Annotated in this window: 12 protein-coding genes; all 12 read right to left on the bottom strand. The window is 60.2% G+C overall.

From position 1 onward, the window contains the following. Positions 1-2 precede the first annotated feature (2 nt). Positions 3-620, bottom strand: coding sequence for a hypothetical protein (locus DMX11_RS20765; RefSeq protein ID WP_110746309.1), 618 nt, complete (start codon positions 618-620; stop codon positions 3-5). A gap of 116 nt (positions 621-736) precedes the next feature. Next, on the bottom strand, positions 737-3,688 hold the full coding sequence (locus tag DMX11_RS20760) for a type IV secretion protein DotL (protein ID WP_110746306.1): 2,952 nt from the start codon (positions 3,686-3,688) through the stop codon (positions 737-739). Between the two features lie 11 nt (positions 3,689-3,699). Further along, a complete protein-coding gene (locus DMX11_RS20755) occupies positions 3,700-6,762 on the bottom strand; it encodes a type IV secretion protein DotO (RefSeq protein WP_110746303.1) in 3,063 nt (1,020 codons plus the stop codon). A gap of 63 nt (positions 6,763-6,825) precedes the next feature. Next, positions 6,826-7,572 carry an HNH endonuclease gene (locus tag DMX11_RS20750; RefSeq protein WP_110746300.1) on the bottom strand — a complete coding sequence of 249 codons (747 nt, stop codon included), beginning with the start codon at positions 7,570-7,572 and terminating at the stop codon, positions 6,826-6,828. Positions 7,573-7,645: 73 nt separating this feature from the next. Beyond that, entirely contained in the window at positions 7,646-8,026 is a 381-nt protein-coding gene (locus DMX11_RS20745; protein WP_110746298.1) for a hypothetical protein, read from the bottom strand. 37 nt (positions 8,027-8,063) lie between these two features. Further along, positions 8,064-8,648, bottom strand: coding sequence for a hypothetical protein (locus DMX11_RS20740; protein WP_019097480.1), 585 nt, complete (start codon positions 8,646-8,648; stop codon positions 8,064-8,066). Between the two features lie 15 nt (positions 8,649-8,663). Beyond that, a complete protein-coding gene (locus DMX11_RS20735; RefSeq protein WP_110746295.1) occupies positions 8,664-9,287 on the bottom strand; it encodes a type IV secretion protein DotF in 624 nt (207 codons plus the stop codon). A gap of 10 nt (positions 9,288-9,297) precedes the next feature. Next, positions 9,298-10,728, bottom strand: coding sequence for a DotG/IcmE/VirB10 family protein (locus tag DMX11_RS20730; RefSeq protein ID WP_110746293.1), 1,431 nt, complete (start codon positions 10,726-10,728; stop codon positions 9,298-9,300). Beyond that, positions 10,725-11,738 (bottom strand): DotH/IcmK family type IV secretion protein, encoded by a 1,014-nt coding sequence (locus DMX11_RS20725; RefSeq protein ID WP_110746291.1) that lies wholly within the window; start codon positions 11,736-11,738, stop codon positions 10,725-10,727. The genes DMX11_RS20730 and DMX11_RS20725 overlap by 4 nt, the downstream gene beginning before the upstream one ends. Before the next feature lie 2 nt (positions 11,739-11,740). Further along, positions 11,741-12,505, bottom strand: coding sequence for a DotI/IcmL family type IV secretion protein (locus DMX11_RS20720; protein WP_110746289.1), 765 nt, complete (start codon positions 12,503-12,505; stop codon positions 11,741-11,743). Continuing rightward, a complete protein-coding gene (locus DMX11_RS20715; RefSeq protein ID WP_110746287.1) occupies positions 12,495-12,761 on the bottom strand; it encodes a hypothetical protein in 267 nt (88 codons plus the stop codon). Before DMX11_RS20715 ends, DMX11_RS20720 begins: the two co-directional genes overlap by 11 nt. A gap of 905 nt (positions 12,762-13,666) precedes the next feature. Further along, positions 13,667-15,058, bottom strand: a complete 1,392-nt coding sequence (locus DMX11_RS20710) for an amino acid permease (RefSeq protein ID WP_110746284.1) — start codon at positions 15,056-15,058, stop codon at positions 13,667-13,669. Positions 15,059-15,107 lie beyond the last annotated feature (49 nt).

The following is a 15,107-nucleotide window of genomic DNA, read 5'->3' as shown; positions in this document are numbered from 1 at the left end:
GGTCAGATGATCCATTTCTGGTGCTGGAACCAGAACCAGAAAGCGCCCTCGACGAACAACTGCCCGGTCGAGACCTGCCAGCTGCGATAGGATTTCTTCATGCCGAAGACCCACAGCGCGAAGCCGATCGACAGCCAGTTGAGGGCAATCAGGATGCCCGCGCCGGTCGCCAGCATGTAGACGAACCCGGCAATCGCAGCAGCGCTGGCAATGAAGAACGCCCGGGAGTGCAAGCGGTGGTTACGGGCAATCCGGTCGATCTCGTCACGTTCGATGGTGGTCAACTGCGCCTTGACGCGCTCGTTGCGATAGCGCGCGGCATGCTCCTTGACCTTCTTGACGTCATCCTCTTCAAGCAAGGCGAAGTCGCAGTTGTTGCAACCCCAGCTGTGCAGGACACGCATCTTGCCATGCGGCCCCTGCTCGAACTCCTGGTGGTCACCTTCCGTTTTTAGCAGCACACCCCGCTCGCACTGGGGGCACGCTGGGCTGAAGTTGGAACGCCAGAGTGCCTTGATGTGCTGGTTGCCCATGCGCAGCTGATTCACGCCAAGCGCCGCCATCGGCATGGTGACGAACGCGAATTTCGCAGCTTTCTTCCCTGAACTGAACAGCCCCATTGCCTCACCCTAGCATGCAAAAATTCTTGTTTCTGATTATCTGTCAGATATCTATCGTCGTCAATTTATGACATCAAATAGCATCGCACGCCGACCGACGGCCTTGATGCCCGGTATTACTCGGGCGGCTGCTCCTTCATCATCAGGCGGCACTTGGCCTGCAGATCATCCAGCCGCTCGCGCATGCCGGCCACACCCTGAGCACCGGGCTCAGGGGTTACGCTGTAGTCGGTCTGCCGGGCAATTTCTGCGCAGGTTTGCTCGATCCGCTCTTGTGCGGCCCACTTGTCCGACAGCGATGCGAAGCCTTCGCCGCTGGCCATCAGCTGCATGTCGAGCATCTGCTGAGGCACCACCATGGCCAGCTCACGTGCCCATTCATCGTCCAGTTCCGGCTCGCCTACCGGTGCAATGGCTGGCGTCACAGGCGTCACGGCCAACAGGTCGGCAACGGCCAGGATGCTTGCCTGGATCCCCTCCGGGCTCATGGGGTCAACTTGTGGTGCGGGCACAGGCGCTGCTGTAACCATTGCCGCAGCTGGCACCTCGGCGGGGGCCTGCTGCGCCGGCTTTTCTGCCAGTGGTGCTGCTGGAGCCGGCTTTTTCAGGTCGCCGGACAAATACGCCCCCAGCACGCCGAACGAGGTGTCCAGCCGGCCCAGCAAAGGCCGGTCTGGGTCGGCATAGTTATGCTCGAACACACTGTGCATGCGAGCAAGCGTGGGATCACCCTTCACTGCCGCCCGCACCCGTTTGGCGAAAGAGCCATCCTTCAGGCTGTCAACGAATGCCTGGCGCGACTGCCGATTCTGCGGCAGGTCCGAAGGCTCGGGCGGCTCGACCGGAATGAAATCGTTGATGCGCATTTCCTTCGGCGCCGGGCCGGCCGTGTAGAAGCCCAGGCCACGAATAAGCGCTACGCCACCGGTCTTGCCATTTTGCGATTTCTTGCCGATCAGGAAGGTGAACTCGCCGTTCTCCTGCATGGCGACGTCGTCGTAGTTCAACCGGCTGCGCTGCTCGATGGCAATGTTGTCCGACTGCCGCAGTTTTTCGTTGCCCGCAGTACGCTCGAAGTTGCCCAGCATGGCCTGCGCAGACTCGGCCGCCGCACCCTGCACGCGCCGCCAGGTTTCCGATTCGGTACCCGAGGTCAGGCGGCCAACGGCGCGAATGTTGGTGTTTTCCCAAGTGGCATCAGCCTCTTCGGCGCTGGATTTCTTCAGCGAGGAGAAGTCCTGCGCCGCGAAGGTGACACTGAAGCCCAGGCTACGCGCCTGGGCCGGCGCCACGGCAAAGCCGACCACGGCGTAATAGCCATATTCGTCGAGGATGGTATAGAACGGGAACTTCGAACCGGTCGGCCGGCTGTCGATGATTTCGCGCACTACCCCTTCAACCCGGTTGCCCAGGCAGCCGGCCATCATCTGCTTGATGCTGCCTACAATCATCTTGCCAAGCATGCGCATGCTGTCCGGTGCACGCTCCAGCGCCGGCAGCAGCACCACCAGCAAGCGGCGGTTGATCACCACATCGTAGAAGTCCACATCACCGACGCGGGTCTTGAAGATATGGCCATAGTTGAAGGTCAGGTCGTTGAAGATCCGCCCCAGCTGCATGACGATGTAGCCGTGCTGCTCCAGGGTCTTGGTTTCCTGTTTCTTGAACTTGGCCTTCTGGTAGCCCGGCAGCGTCAGCAGGTACGAGCGCAGCGGGGCGACGATTACGTCGAACATCTCGCCGTACTTGCCGCCGTGCTCCCACACCAGATCTTCGATGACGTTCAGCTCGAAATATTCCAGGTACTTCTCGGGCGACAGGTTGATGTGCCCCTTGTCCCGCAGGTAGGTCAGCGGCCGTGTCAGGGCTGCCACGAACATGATCGCCCGCCCCTTCCACATGTCACCGCCGCCGCCGGAATCATCCATCAGTGACACGATCAGCTCGATCAACATGCCCGACGAGGTGTTGCCCATCATGTTCATGTTGTTGGTCACCTTGTCGACCTGCTTCTCGACGAAGTCGCGGCCAGAGGTGATGAAGTTGATGATCAGCAGGTCATCTTCGCGGCCCAGGTAGCGCGACAGGCGGAAGATTTCCTTCTGCAGCTTGGGGTCACCCTTGCCGTCGACGTAGATGAACCCAGTGTTCTGCACCAGGGCGTTGAAGACGATGCCGAGCAACAGCTCGGTGTTATGGGTGACCAGGCTGTCATCAGTGATGTACAGGTGATGCGGGTGATCGATCTCGATGCACTGGCAAGGTGCCTGACCGGCAGCAGTCACTTTCCACACCTCGGCCCAGCCGTTGAACTTGGCCGAGCCCCGCTTCTTGCGCACCTTGGGCAGCATCACCACGATGCCGCGCCCCATCAGCTCGCGAATGGCGTCGGTGGTCACGGTATGGGCTTCTTCGCTGCCATCGTGCCCGCGGGTAAGCACCCGCCACAGGTGGTCACCCGTGGCTTGCGCCCGACGCCCGTCACGCGTGGCCACGGTCCAGATCGGCTGGATGCCCTGCTCGATCACCCGCAGCACTGCAGCTTGCTTGCCATCGGGCGTGCACACGCTATCGCCGACCCGGATGCGGCCCATTTCCACCCAGCCACCCGGGGTCAGTACCTTGGCATGCTTGGGCTGCGGCTTACCGGAGCCAGTGGTGCCCAGCACCAGCTGGTGAGTACGCAGGTCACTGTCGCCGGCGTAGATCTGCTCTTTGCTCTCCAGGTCATTGCCGAAGAGCGTCACGCCCTCGCCTTTCTTCTTGCCCTTGTACGAGCCGTCATTGACGTCCGCCAGCTTGGGCACCCGGTAAGGGAAATCGAACGTGCGGTTGTCAACGTCGACGAACTTGCGCTTGAACGCCCACGCCAGCAGCAACAGCAGCTCACCGGAAAAGGGCACCTTGATCGAAATCAGCGCCAGGACCGGTAGCGCGAAGGTTCCGAAAACCGCGCCATCGGCCGACTGGAAGAAATCACTGAAACGCTGCCCGGCCAGGCGGGTATCCTTGCGCCTGCGGCTGCTGCTGATTTCATGCTGACGGGATGCGCCCTTGTACTGAGCCATCTGTCACTCCCTCACACTACGTCTTCGAATGCACTGGCGCTGATGTAGTCAGCCACCAGGTCTTTGGCGATCCGTGCGATCACCGACTGTTCCATGTCGTCATCGACGAACTCGACGTCCTTGAACGTCTCTCGCTTCAAGCGTTCGACCATGTCTTTGCACCCCCCTGATGGGAAGCGCCGGGCCAGCAGGGCCAGCGCGTCCGGGCGCGGCATGTGCTCGTAGAGCATGGTCCGCAGCTTTCGGTCCTCGGCGGTTGTGGTCAGTGCCCACAGGCGCATCGGCCCGGCCGACATGGTGAACAGCTGGCTGTAGGTGGCATTCTTGGTCTCGAAGCGGGCCAGGAAGGTACAGCCATGCTTGTTCGCACCGTGCACGAAGTTCACCAGCGCATGCTCTTCGGTGTCGGAAAGGCCGATGTTCTTCCGCAACCAATCGCGGGTTTCCTTGGTGCCCGAGTCGAGGATGAAGGTGGCTGTGGCGATCTTGGTCAGCTGGCCGAAGTCTTCCATCAACTGCGAAGCCAGAATGATCTCCATGTTCCACTTACGGGCCTCGCGGCCATCGGTCTGCATCTGTTCCTGCAAGCCCACGTGGCCACCGGTCTTGTGGAATTCGTCCATGCACATGACCTTGTATTCATCCACCAGGTCGGCCACCAGGCGCTCGTAGAACGGCAGGTACTTCTCGGTGAAGAACGGGAAGTCCTCCTTCGAGAAGGCCACCTTCTTCATGAAGCACTGGCGGGCGATCATGTACATCAAGGCAGTCTGCTTCTTGGCCGAAGCAGAGCCCTGCAACGCCACGTCCTGCAGGTCGAGGGCAACGATACGGGCACTGCCGACGTCGAAACGGGTGTGGTCGGCGAACACCGGGAAGTCGCCGACCGCCTCGCGAATGCCGAGAATGAACGCATCGACCAGGCTACGCCCCACCTCACCGGAGCCTTCGTACTCGGCTCGCACCTCTTCGGTGGATGCCACCGCCACCAGGTCGTTGAGGGTAGGCACCGCATAACGCTGGGTAACTTCCGCCTCATACACCATGCCGGCGTCGAACATTGCGTCGACCAGTTCCCAGTAGGTGGTGGCCGGCAGAATGCGGAAGCCCAGCGCCGCCACGGCGCTGTCGACCACGTCGTTGTGCCCGGGCTTGTAGGTCTCCGGGCTGGCCCGCTCGATCTTGTCGTCCTTGCGCCGGTAGGCCAGGTCGACCATGCGGCCAACGAAGTTGCTCATCCCTTCATAGGGCTTTTCGCGTTCGGGCGGCGTCACCAGGATAGTGAGGAAATTCTTGTTGAACTCGCGGTCCTTCGGCAGCGGGTAACGCTGGCCAAGCGGCGTATCCAGCGGGTTGATGCAGTCCTTGCGGGCGTTCTGCAAACGCTTGTACACCACCAGGTGATGCAGCCGCGGCGGCAGGTTGTCGCGCACCAGGTCGCAGAAGCCGGAAGATGAAATACCGATGTCGGTGATGCCGATGTAGGGCAACCCGGTCAGGCCCGGCATCAGGCACGATTCGAAGTGGTTGTTGTTCATCAACACCGACTTGCCCGAACCTGGCTTGCCTGCAATCAGGGTGATCCAGGTGGTCTGCTGCGAGGAAAAACGCTGGTACTTGAGGATCTTGCCATCCAGGCTGCGGTAGATGGTCGAACCTTCCTGGAACGGGGAAGCTGGTCGGGTCAGCGGCAGCATGGCCACTGCATCCCCCAGCGGCGCAGCGGCTGGGTCGCCCATATGCTTGGTAGTCAGGGCCAGGCAGTTGGACTGGAACGCCTGCATCGGGTTACCGGTACGCTCGATGAATACCGGCTGGCCCCAGGCTTCCAGAGTGCGCCAGAGCTTCGACTTGCGCAGCGCCAGCTCCTTCACGCCCTTTTCGTCCGGGCTGGCCCAGGTCATCGCGGCCACCTGCAGCTTGACCATGCATTCACCGTCACGCACGCGCTCGCGCAGTTCCTTGGTGGCGAGGTTGATGTTGCGGTTCTGCTCGGAGGTGACCGACAGCAGCTGGGCGAACAGGCTCTTCCAGGCCAGCACGCTCATGCCGTCGGAGGACAGCATGATCGACACCGAATACGGCAAAGCGCGCGACACACCGTTCTCTTGCGTTTCCGCGCGATTGAGGCTGTTGAACAGGGTGTTGAAATATTGCGGCTCTGCCGGTGGAATCGACATCAGCAACGGCGCATACACGCGCGAGCCAACCCGCACGCTCGTAGGGTCCGGCAGCAGGCTGGTGCGCTCGCCACTGCCGATTTCAGCCGAAGTGACCATGATCTGGCTGGGCAGCGTGGGGTACATGAACTCCGACATGTCGCCATTGCGCTTGCTGGTCTTCCAGCGCATGGGAATGGCACTGCCCGGAATATAAGGCTTCCAGGTACGCGGCGTGATGTCGGGGTTCACCTTCGCACGAATGGCGCGGATCGCTTCACTGACGTCGAGTACATCCGCCGAGCAACCGAACTCGGGGGACGTCAGGTCTTCGGAAATCTTGGTGACAAAGGAAAGGTGGCGGTCCTTGAGATAGGAAATGGGCCGCAGCAGGTTCTGCGCTTCGGCGGTGGCCGGCCACTCCGATTCCTTCCTGAACTCGTTCAGCGCCTCGCGCGCCATCGACCGTTCGGTCTGGTCGAGCAGCGCGGGCCGCGACCAGAACACCAGGTAGCATTCTTCGTCATACACATACTGTGCGTACTTGCTGACACCTTCGTTGATCAGGTGCCGCACGTTGAGGTTCAGCCGCTCGGCGGTTGCTGCCTGCTGCAAGGCGTTCTGCTCCAGCGGCGCGGTCGCATCCAGGTCGCGGCTGAAGACAATCTGCAGGTGGTGGCCGCGCACCTTGAAGTACACCGAGAGCGACGCTTCCAGCAGGCTGACCAGGCGTTCGAACTGTTCGCGCCCAAGCACGCTCTTGGTGCCGTTGAAGCGCACGATGGAGGCCAGCGAACCGTCGTTGGCGACGATGGCCTGCCCGCCATCGACCGTTTCCAGGTCGCAATAGTCCTGCACGTCTGCCTTGAGCTGGCTCAGCACCGTCAGGATCACCGCCTCGAGTTTGTTAAACATTTCCTTGTTCTCCCTTGCCAACGCTCTCAACGGCGAGACTGAGCAGCAGTACGAGCGGCTGCATCAAGCAAAATTCTTCAGTAACTGGCTGGTCAATGCCGACCAGTTAGCTGGCAAAAACAGCGCGCGGTTATTGGCCGCGTAGTATTCGAGTTGTCCATCTTTGAACGCGCTTTTGGTTGGGAACAGCCGTAACGGCGCCAACCATTCAGCGCGCTTGCTAAATTCTTCATCGCTGACAAGTTGCTTGCTTGCGAGGGTTTCCGCCACGCCAAGCACGGTGATGACTTCGCCACCGAATATTGCTTTCAGTGTGTCATTACCCCGAAACTTGAAAGCCGCCAGCAGGCTGGCCAGTTTTTCATTGACCGCCACGTCATCGAGCAACTCATTAACGTAGATACAGCGGGCAATGTTATTGATCTCGGTTTGCGTCAGTTCCTGCACGGCGACGAAAAAACCGGTGTCATTCATGGCGCAGGCGCCAAGATGATGAACCTGACGACACAGGTTGCAGGCGGTGATCAGGTTTTCCTTGGTGCAGTTGTCGGCATTGCCGTCCAGTGCATGAAGTTCCTGAAACTTGGCAGACTTGAACCCGCAGAAGCGGCAGGTGTAATTGTCGCGCTGCCACACCGAAGTGCGAAGCTTGCTGTTTTCATCGCTGAACAGTTTGCGTTGGTCATCGTCCGAGCGCCACAGTGGCCGACGCACGCCAAATACCGGCTGGTTGGCAGTTCGACTGAGATAGCCACTCGACAACGTGGGCACCGTGTTTGCCCCGCGTTCAGAAGCGTTTGTTTCGCTCACGTCCGAATATTCCCGAAACTGTTCTTGAGGTGCGGGGCTTCACGCCCCGCCATAGGTTCAGCGGCGCACAGCCTTATTCGACCATGGTGTTGCGCATGATCCACATCACGGTACCGACACCCGCCATCAGGCCGCCGATGAACAGGCCGACAATCGCCGACATCGGCTTCTCACGCTCATCCTTGGAGGCTTTCCACAGGGTGTACAGGGAGATGGCGACGACCACGAAACCACCAATCGACACCAGCGAGATCAGCAGCGTGGCGCCGCCCTGAGCGGTGTTGTCGATATTGGTCATGACGTCATCGGCCGTCTTGCCGCCGGAAGTATCCTGGGTCAGGTCCGTCTTGGAGATGGCGAATGCCGACGGGGCAGTCAGCGCAGCAATAACAGCGGTAGTTGCACGAACCTTGGCCGAATCGTAGGCAGCTTTCAGGGTTTTGAGTGCTTTCATAAGTGACGCTCCTTGGATTTCATATTTCGAAACGCCGTTACGACCACGGCGTGAAAAGGCCAACCAGATTGAATCCGATTGTGTTGTTGAGTACATCGCTGAACCATTTGAAGTTCCACGCCAGGACACCGCCGATGATCCATCCGCTGGCGGTACCGAGGCCGGCTTGAGTTTGATTGTTGTAATAACCGTTTACCGTCAACCAACCTTTCACCATGGCGATCAAACCGACAACCTGCATGATGCCCAGCAGGGCCAGGGTTGCCAGTTGTGCCTGTTCTTGCAAAGTCGTCCCGGTCGAGGAATAGGACAGCATGCGCGAATTGGCATAATCCCCGGTCAGGGTTCGCGACATGATGCCCATCCACTCCAGCGTACCGATCGCCAGCAAAATAGAACCGATCACCAATTGCACACAGGCAGAGCCGACAGAAAATCGCTGCCGCCCCGCCACGTATTTCAATGCGTTGTCATGGGTGACACCCCATATTTCAATCAACGCAGCGCCGGTCAGGTAAAGGCCGATAAGCGCGGCAATACCTTGGCACATCATGATCGCTGTCGGGATGACCTTCCCGATATTGACCATTACATCTACTAGATCGGCAAATCCGGCCGCCATGACAACGTCCCTGTTTTAAAGAGCGGGTGAAGTAACCACGATGCCGCTGTCGCGATCCACGGCAAGCACTTTCAGTTCGCGCTGCACCGGCGGCAACGGGTCGCCAGCCTTGACGCTGTCTTCGCTATCGCCATTTTTTACCCAGGCCCGGTGCCCGACCACTGCCTGTACCTTGTAGCCAGTGGATTGCGGGATGGGGTGAGCGCGCTTGGCGTACCCTTGCGCAACAGCAGGCGCCGGTTCCCTGCGCGGAGGCTTGATCACCTCCACGCGCTGACGGCTGTCTTCGTAGAATTTCATGCGCTGCTGCAGGTCGGACAGGTTGGTATCCAGAGCTTTGATCTGGCTCAGCAGCAACTGAGTATTGCGCTGCGATTCCTCGCGTACGATCTTCAGCTGTTTTTCGCTGTTTTCCTGGGCCTGCAGCGCCGCCTGGGCCTGCTCCCGCGACTTGGCCAGCTCGATGCTCAGCACATCCATGCGTGGCTGTTGCGCCGATTGTGCCTGGACCGGCGTGATGCGCCTGGCCTTGGCCGCTGGCGACGAGGTCGCCTTGATCACGACCACGGCGAGCACGATGAGCGCCAGGAAGCTGCCGGCAAAAACGCCAATGAGTTTTCCGAACGACCAGTTCTTCATGTCGAACTCCTTATCGAGATTGATCGTGAACGTCTTGCAGGAAGAACAGGCCAAAGCCTTTGTTCGCAGGCGTTGCGTAGGTGGCCGGGCGATTGAAGCCGCGGCGCACTTCGCCGGCGATGGCGGTGCCCATTTCACCGACCGACGAACCGATCACCTGCTTGGTCGAAGGCTCGGTAGTGGTCTGTGCCACGACGCCGCTCGGGCTGATGACCGTGGTACCCGCTGTCTGCTGGTAAGCCCGACCGTAGCCGGACAACAGCGAGGCAGCCCCCAGGGCGAAATAGCGCTCCATGGTGTGGTGGTCCTTGGTCTCGGCAATACCCTGCTTGGCATCATCCTCGCGCAGTGCCACGGCGCTGATGCGCATGGTCGGACGAGGGTCGTTGACCGGCGGTGCAAGGATGGTGAACTTCACGCGAATGTTGTCGGGCGCCTGCTCGATCTTGCCGATCAGCTTGGAGCCGTTCCACTTGCCGCCTCGAATGGTCGCCAGCACGTCACCGCCATCATCGGTGTTCACCTCGGCATCGAGCGTGGCGTACATGATGGTACCGGTCTTGATCAGCAAGGCCCGGTCGGTATCACCCACGGCCTCGATGGCATTGGGGTCCTTGTCGTCCTTGGCAGTCCGCACCGCGGGGCCTGTCACACCGCTCCCTGCGCGTTCGGTCGGGTAGTAGCTGACGGTGCTGAAGCTGCTTTTCTCAGCGAACCCCTTGGCACTTTCAGACTCGCCCATCAGCTGCTTGATCGACTTCAGCGTTTCGCTTTTCAGCTCGCTGACGTACTTGTCGCGCTGCTCCTCGGCCTTTTTCAGTTCCTCCTCCAGGCGCCTGCGTTCCTGCTCCTGGGACTGCGCGTTGGCCGCCCCCGCCTGCTGCGAAACCGGACCCGAGTCACGAGGCGGCTGGCCAGCCCCGATGTAAATCTCTGGCGGCCGCTGGTTGCCGTCACTGTACGGCTGACCGGGCACATTGAACTGGGCGCTCTGGCCTCGGGACCAATCCTTCCCGGTGGACTGCACGATGTTCGGGTCGAAGCCAGGCTGATATGACATCCCGCGCTCGGCAGCCTGTTCCGCCTCCAGCGAGCTTCGCTGCGCACGGCGCTCTGCTTCGGCCGGGGAAATAGGGTCGATTGACACTTCAGGTTGCGGCGCATTCGGCACGTCCACCGTGGACGCCTTGCCCGCAGGCGCGTTTTTCGAAGACATGCCGTTGTAGGCCAGGGCACCCAGCGCCAGCACGACCAACCCGGCAGCGATCAGCGAGACCTTGCCGACACCGGAACCGAACACCGCCCGCAGGTTGCGCTGCATTTCATCGGACTTGCGCGCCTTCTTCACGTGCGAGCCAGTCGGGCCGTCGCGGTCGGCTACCAGGTGCTCGTCCTCTTCATCGAAGCCCGAGTCGTTCGGCGGCATGTTGTTATCACTCATTGCAGATTCCCTTGCTCGATGAAGACGGTTACGGCTTGCCCGCCAGTCGTGAACGTGACGCTGTTCTGCAGGCCCGCATAGCGATACACCGCCACACCGGTGGTGCTTCGCGCTGCGTTGGTGTAGGCCGGGTATTGCGCATCAGCCTTGGCTTTCACGTACATGTTCGGGCCATAGCTCCAGGCCTCGACGCCCTCCAGCCCGGTCACTTTCAGGCGGTTGGCCTCTTTCGGCGGCACACCATCCAGGAAGTAGGTCAACGCATCGTCGATCGACGGCATCCGCAACATCGCCACACTCGCTGTCGCATCCGGGTTGCGCCCCGGCACCTTGGCATCGACACGCATGTCCACTTCTTCCTGCCCGGCAGCCAGGATCAGGATGATCGGCGTGGCCAGGCCGCGCAGGGTGACGGTGACGTTGCCGTAGGCCGCGGCAGTGGCGGGGTCCAGGGTAAGGATATTGGTCGGCGCGGCAGTGCCGTTCTGACCGTTCTGCCCGCCTCGCTCGCGACCGTCACTGAACAGCTCACGGTTGATCGACACGTTCTGGATCATCCACGGCTGCCCGGCATAGTCGGAGAACACGATCGATGACTGCTGGCCCTTGCTCAGGCGAACGATGGGTGGCGATACCCCAGGGTCGAGGTTGAGTGCCAGCGTGCGGGTCACCGGCTTGGCCGGGCTGACATAGGCGGTGGCCTTCTGCTTTTCCCGCTCCAACCACAACTGCTTGATCAACTCGACTTGCGACGATGTCAGCTGCGAGTCCTGCACGTCGTTGACCGTGTCACTGATGACATCCTCAGGGCGCGGATAGACCACTTGAGCAGCGCTGGATACCTGCCGGCCCAGGCCATTCATCGGCGGCTGGGGCGGAGCTTCGCTGCCTTGCGCCGCGTCAACCTGCCCTGCGCCACCCTCGGCAGCGGGCGCAGTTGGCGCCTCGTTGGCAAATGCAGGCAAAGCGATAGCGCTCGCAAGCAACGATGCGATCAGATGCTTCTTCATGGTCACTTCCTTGAGGTGTACGGCGACAGCTGAACAGAATCGACGGCAATGCCTTTGATGTTGGTGGCCGAGGCGGGGATCTGGACGATGGTCACGGCGGCGAGGAAGTCCTGGCGCGAGCGCGCCTGCTGGTCACCGCCGACATAGAACTCGATGGCAATCGGTACCTGCACCAGCCAGTAGTTCTGCCCGCTGGCCAGCACACCGGCCTCTTCGACCTGGGCAACCTGGGTGGCCATGGCGCGCAGGATCATCCGCCCCTTGAGCACGCGCTCCAGGTTGCCGGAATCGTCCAGGGTCTTCAGAAAAGCCTTGCGCCCCTCGTCGGTGTACCAGCGGGCGCCCGCAGCATTGAGGTTGGAGCGGTAGTTCACATAATCGTAGGAGTACGAATTGACCACGGCATCCTTGGCATACTCGGCAAGGGTGGCCGGGGTGACGCGCGGGTTGTTCTCGGTCGAGACTTCACAGATCGCGTGGTTGTCAGTAGTCGGGATCCAGCGGTACTTCGGGTACCAGAACACCACCGCAGCGATGGTTATGCCAAACACGCAAGTCAGCGCCAGCAGTTGGCCCCATACGCGCTTGTTGCGGCGCTTGAGGTCGAGGCATTCCAGCTGCAGGCGTTTGACTTCACGCACGGTGGCCGCTGCTTCACCCGGCGTTTCATCCAGCGCCAGCTCCAGCAGTTTCTCTTCGTCCGCGCCCCGCCGAGCCTCCTGCGCTTCGCCACCAGGGGTTCCGTGTTGGGTTTCCTTACTCGACATTGCGGATTTCCCCTGTCGTTCCGTCGTAGATGCAAATCGAGTCGGTTCCGTCATAGAACACGACATTTTCAAAGTTGGTTTGAGTCACCAGCCAGATGGCAGCAACCGCAACAAACGGGAGCAGGCCTATGCACGCCCACTCGCCAACATTCAGCAACACGCCAAGCAAGCGGTTGTAGCGTCGCAGTGCGCGAACATCCACGTCCTCCCCTGCACCGCTGCCCCATGACGTAGTGATAGACCCCAGCTCATCCATATCTCGCTCCATGCGGCGGCATTTTCATCCAAAACTTAGAAAGCTGCAACAGCGAAATTTTGACAGATTGAGATAATACCTGCAATCCGCGACGCATTTTGACACGCCAGCGCCCGAGCCTTTGACGCTAAAGGGCCCCGATCATGCGCGCGGAAAGCCAAACAAAACCCTGCCAAAAACAGGAATTCTTCCCGATAAATGCTAATAAAATCAGACTTTTAAGATGTAGCACCCAGCCACCAGATTTGGCTGAGCACTTGAGTACTGAAGGTTTGAAAAAATTAAGGAATTCTGATTATTTTGATGCTATAAAACTGACCTATCAGTCATGCCCACAGGCCAAACGAGCCAGGTTTTCAAGGCCCTTTAAAAACAGCGAAAGCCACGAATTTCGTGGCTTACAGAGTTTTTAGCAGGGCATTCTTCCAGGCTGGGGCGGAGGGGCTTGCAACACATGATCCGTGACCAACCTGGAAATTGCTCCAGCCGTCCTCCCTGACCTTCACCGAAGCCTACAACTCACCCAGCTCGGGGAAAAACCCTTATAAATCAAGGGAAATAGCACTTCGCAAGCGCTTTCGGCCGCTTGCCATGTTGCGCGGCGCAACCGCAGGACCGGCGGATAAAATCCGGCCGTGGCGCAGAAGGCTCTCGTCAGGGTAACGCGCCGATATGGCTAAAGTATGATTTTCCAACAAATACACAACTTTCCGCGATAGCGGCTTTTTGATATCAAACTGCCATCATTTTCGAGTGCCAAGCAAATCGAAAGCGCCCGGGGCGCTCGATCTCACGGACGAAAAAAACTTGCGGCTCGCACCCTTCAGCGCCGCCGCTTTTTCACGCCCCAAAAAAAAGGGCACCCATCCACGGGTGCCCTCTGCTCTACCGCCAGGTGAATTCGATCACCCCATCGACCGCGCCGCCACCGGTTGCGCATGACCGCGGGAAGTCACGATGCCCAGGAAAGAAATCACGATCGCCAGGCCCAATGTCGAGCTCACTTCCACCCGGTGCTCCGGGGTGTACATCATTACCGCCAGCGCCCCGGCGATGAAAATGATCACCGCCCAGGTCAGGTACGGGAATAACCACATGCGGAACTTCAGCTCGGTGTTCTCCCGCTCCAGCCGGCGGCGCATGCGCAGCTGCGAGATGGCGATGACCATGTATACCAGCAGGGCGATGGCGCCCGAACTGGCCAGCAGGAACTCGAACACGCCCTTCGGCGCGAAGTAGTTGAGGACTGCGATGGCCGCACCGATCAGGGTACTGCCGAACACCGCAGCACGCGGTACGCCGACCTTGGAGGTCTTGTTGAGGAACGCCGGGGCATCACCGCGCTTGGCCAGCGAGTACATCATTCGCGAAGCGATGTAGATCGACGAGTTCATGCAGCTGGTGACGGCCACCAGCACCACCAGGTCGACCATGAATGCCGCGTTGGGGATGTTCATGATTTCCAGCGCACGCTGGTATGAACCCACCACCGCCAGCTGCGGATCGTTCCACGGCACCACCGAGATGATCACGAAAATCGACAGGATGTAGAAGGTGCTGATTCGCCAGATCACCGAGCGGGTGGCCTTGGCGATGTTGCGCGAGGGGTCGCTGGACTCGGACGCGGCAATGGTCACCGCCTCTGTACCGATGAAGCTGAACATCACCGTGATGAACGCGCCGACCACCGCCGACCAGCCCTTCGGTGCAAACCCGCCGTATTCGGCCATCAGCCCGCTCAGCCCACTGACTTCGCGGTTGGGCAGCCAGCCCATCAGCGCGGCGAAGCCCAGGCCGATGAAGCCAAGAATGGCAGTGACCTTGAGGATGGCGAACCAGAACTCGAACTCGCCGTACTTGGCCACGCTGAACAGGTTGGTGCAGGCCAGCAGCAGCACCGACGCCAGCGCGAAGATCCAGCTGTCCACCTGGGGGAACCAGGCGTTCAACACATGCCCGGCGGCCAATGCTTCGATAGGAATCACCAGCACCCAGAACCACCAGTACAACCAGCCGATGGTGTAGCCGGCCCAACGGCCGATCGCCTGGTCGGCGTAGGTGGAAAACGATCCGGTGTCAGGGTGTGCCACGGCCATTTCGCCGAGCATGCGCATGACCAGTACCACCAGGGTACCGGCTACGAAATAGGAAATTATGGTAGCTGGGCCGGCTGCCGCAATGGCATGGCCAGAGCCGACGAAAAGTCCGGCGCCGATGATGCCGGCGATGGACAGCATCGTTACATGACGTGGCTTGAAACCTTGTGCAAGGTTGCCATCAGATCCCACGGTGTTCATTGATGTTGTTCTCTTTTTGCTGACACAAGGATGGACGGGCAGGCGTAGG

Origin of the sequence: Pseudomonas sp. LB-090624, assembly GCF_003205205.1 — a bacterium.
Lineage (GTDB): Bacteria > Pseudomonadota > Gammaproteobacteria > Pseudomonadales > Pseudomonadaceae > Aquipseudomonas.
The sequence above is the reverse complement of the archived record's forward strand: the minus strand, read 5'-3'. Positions and strand labels throughout refer to the sequence as shown.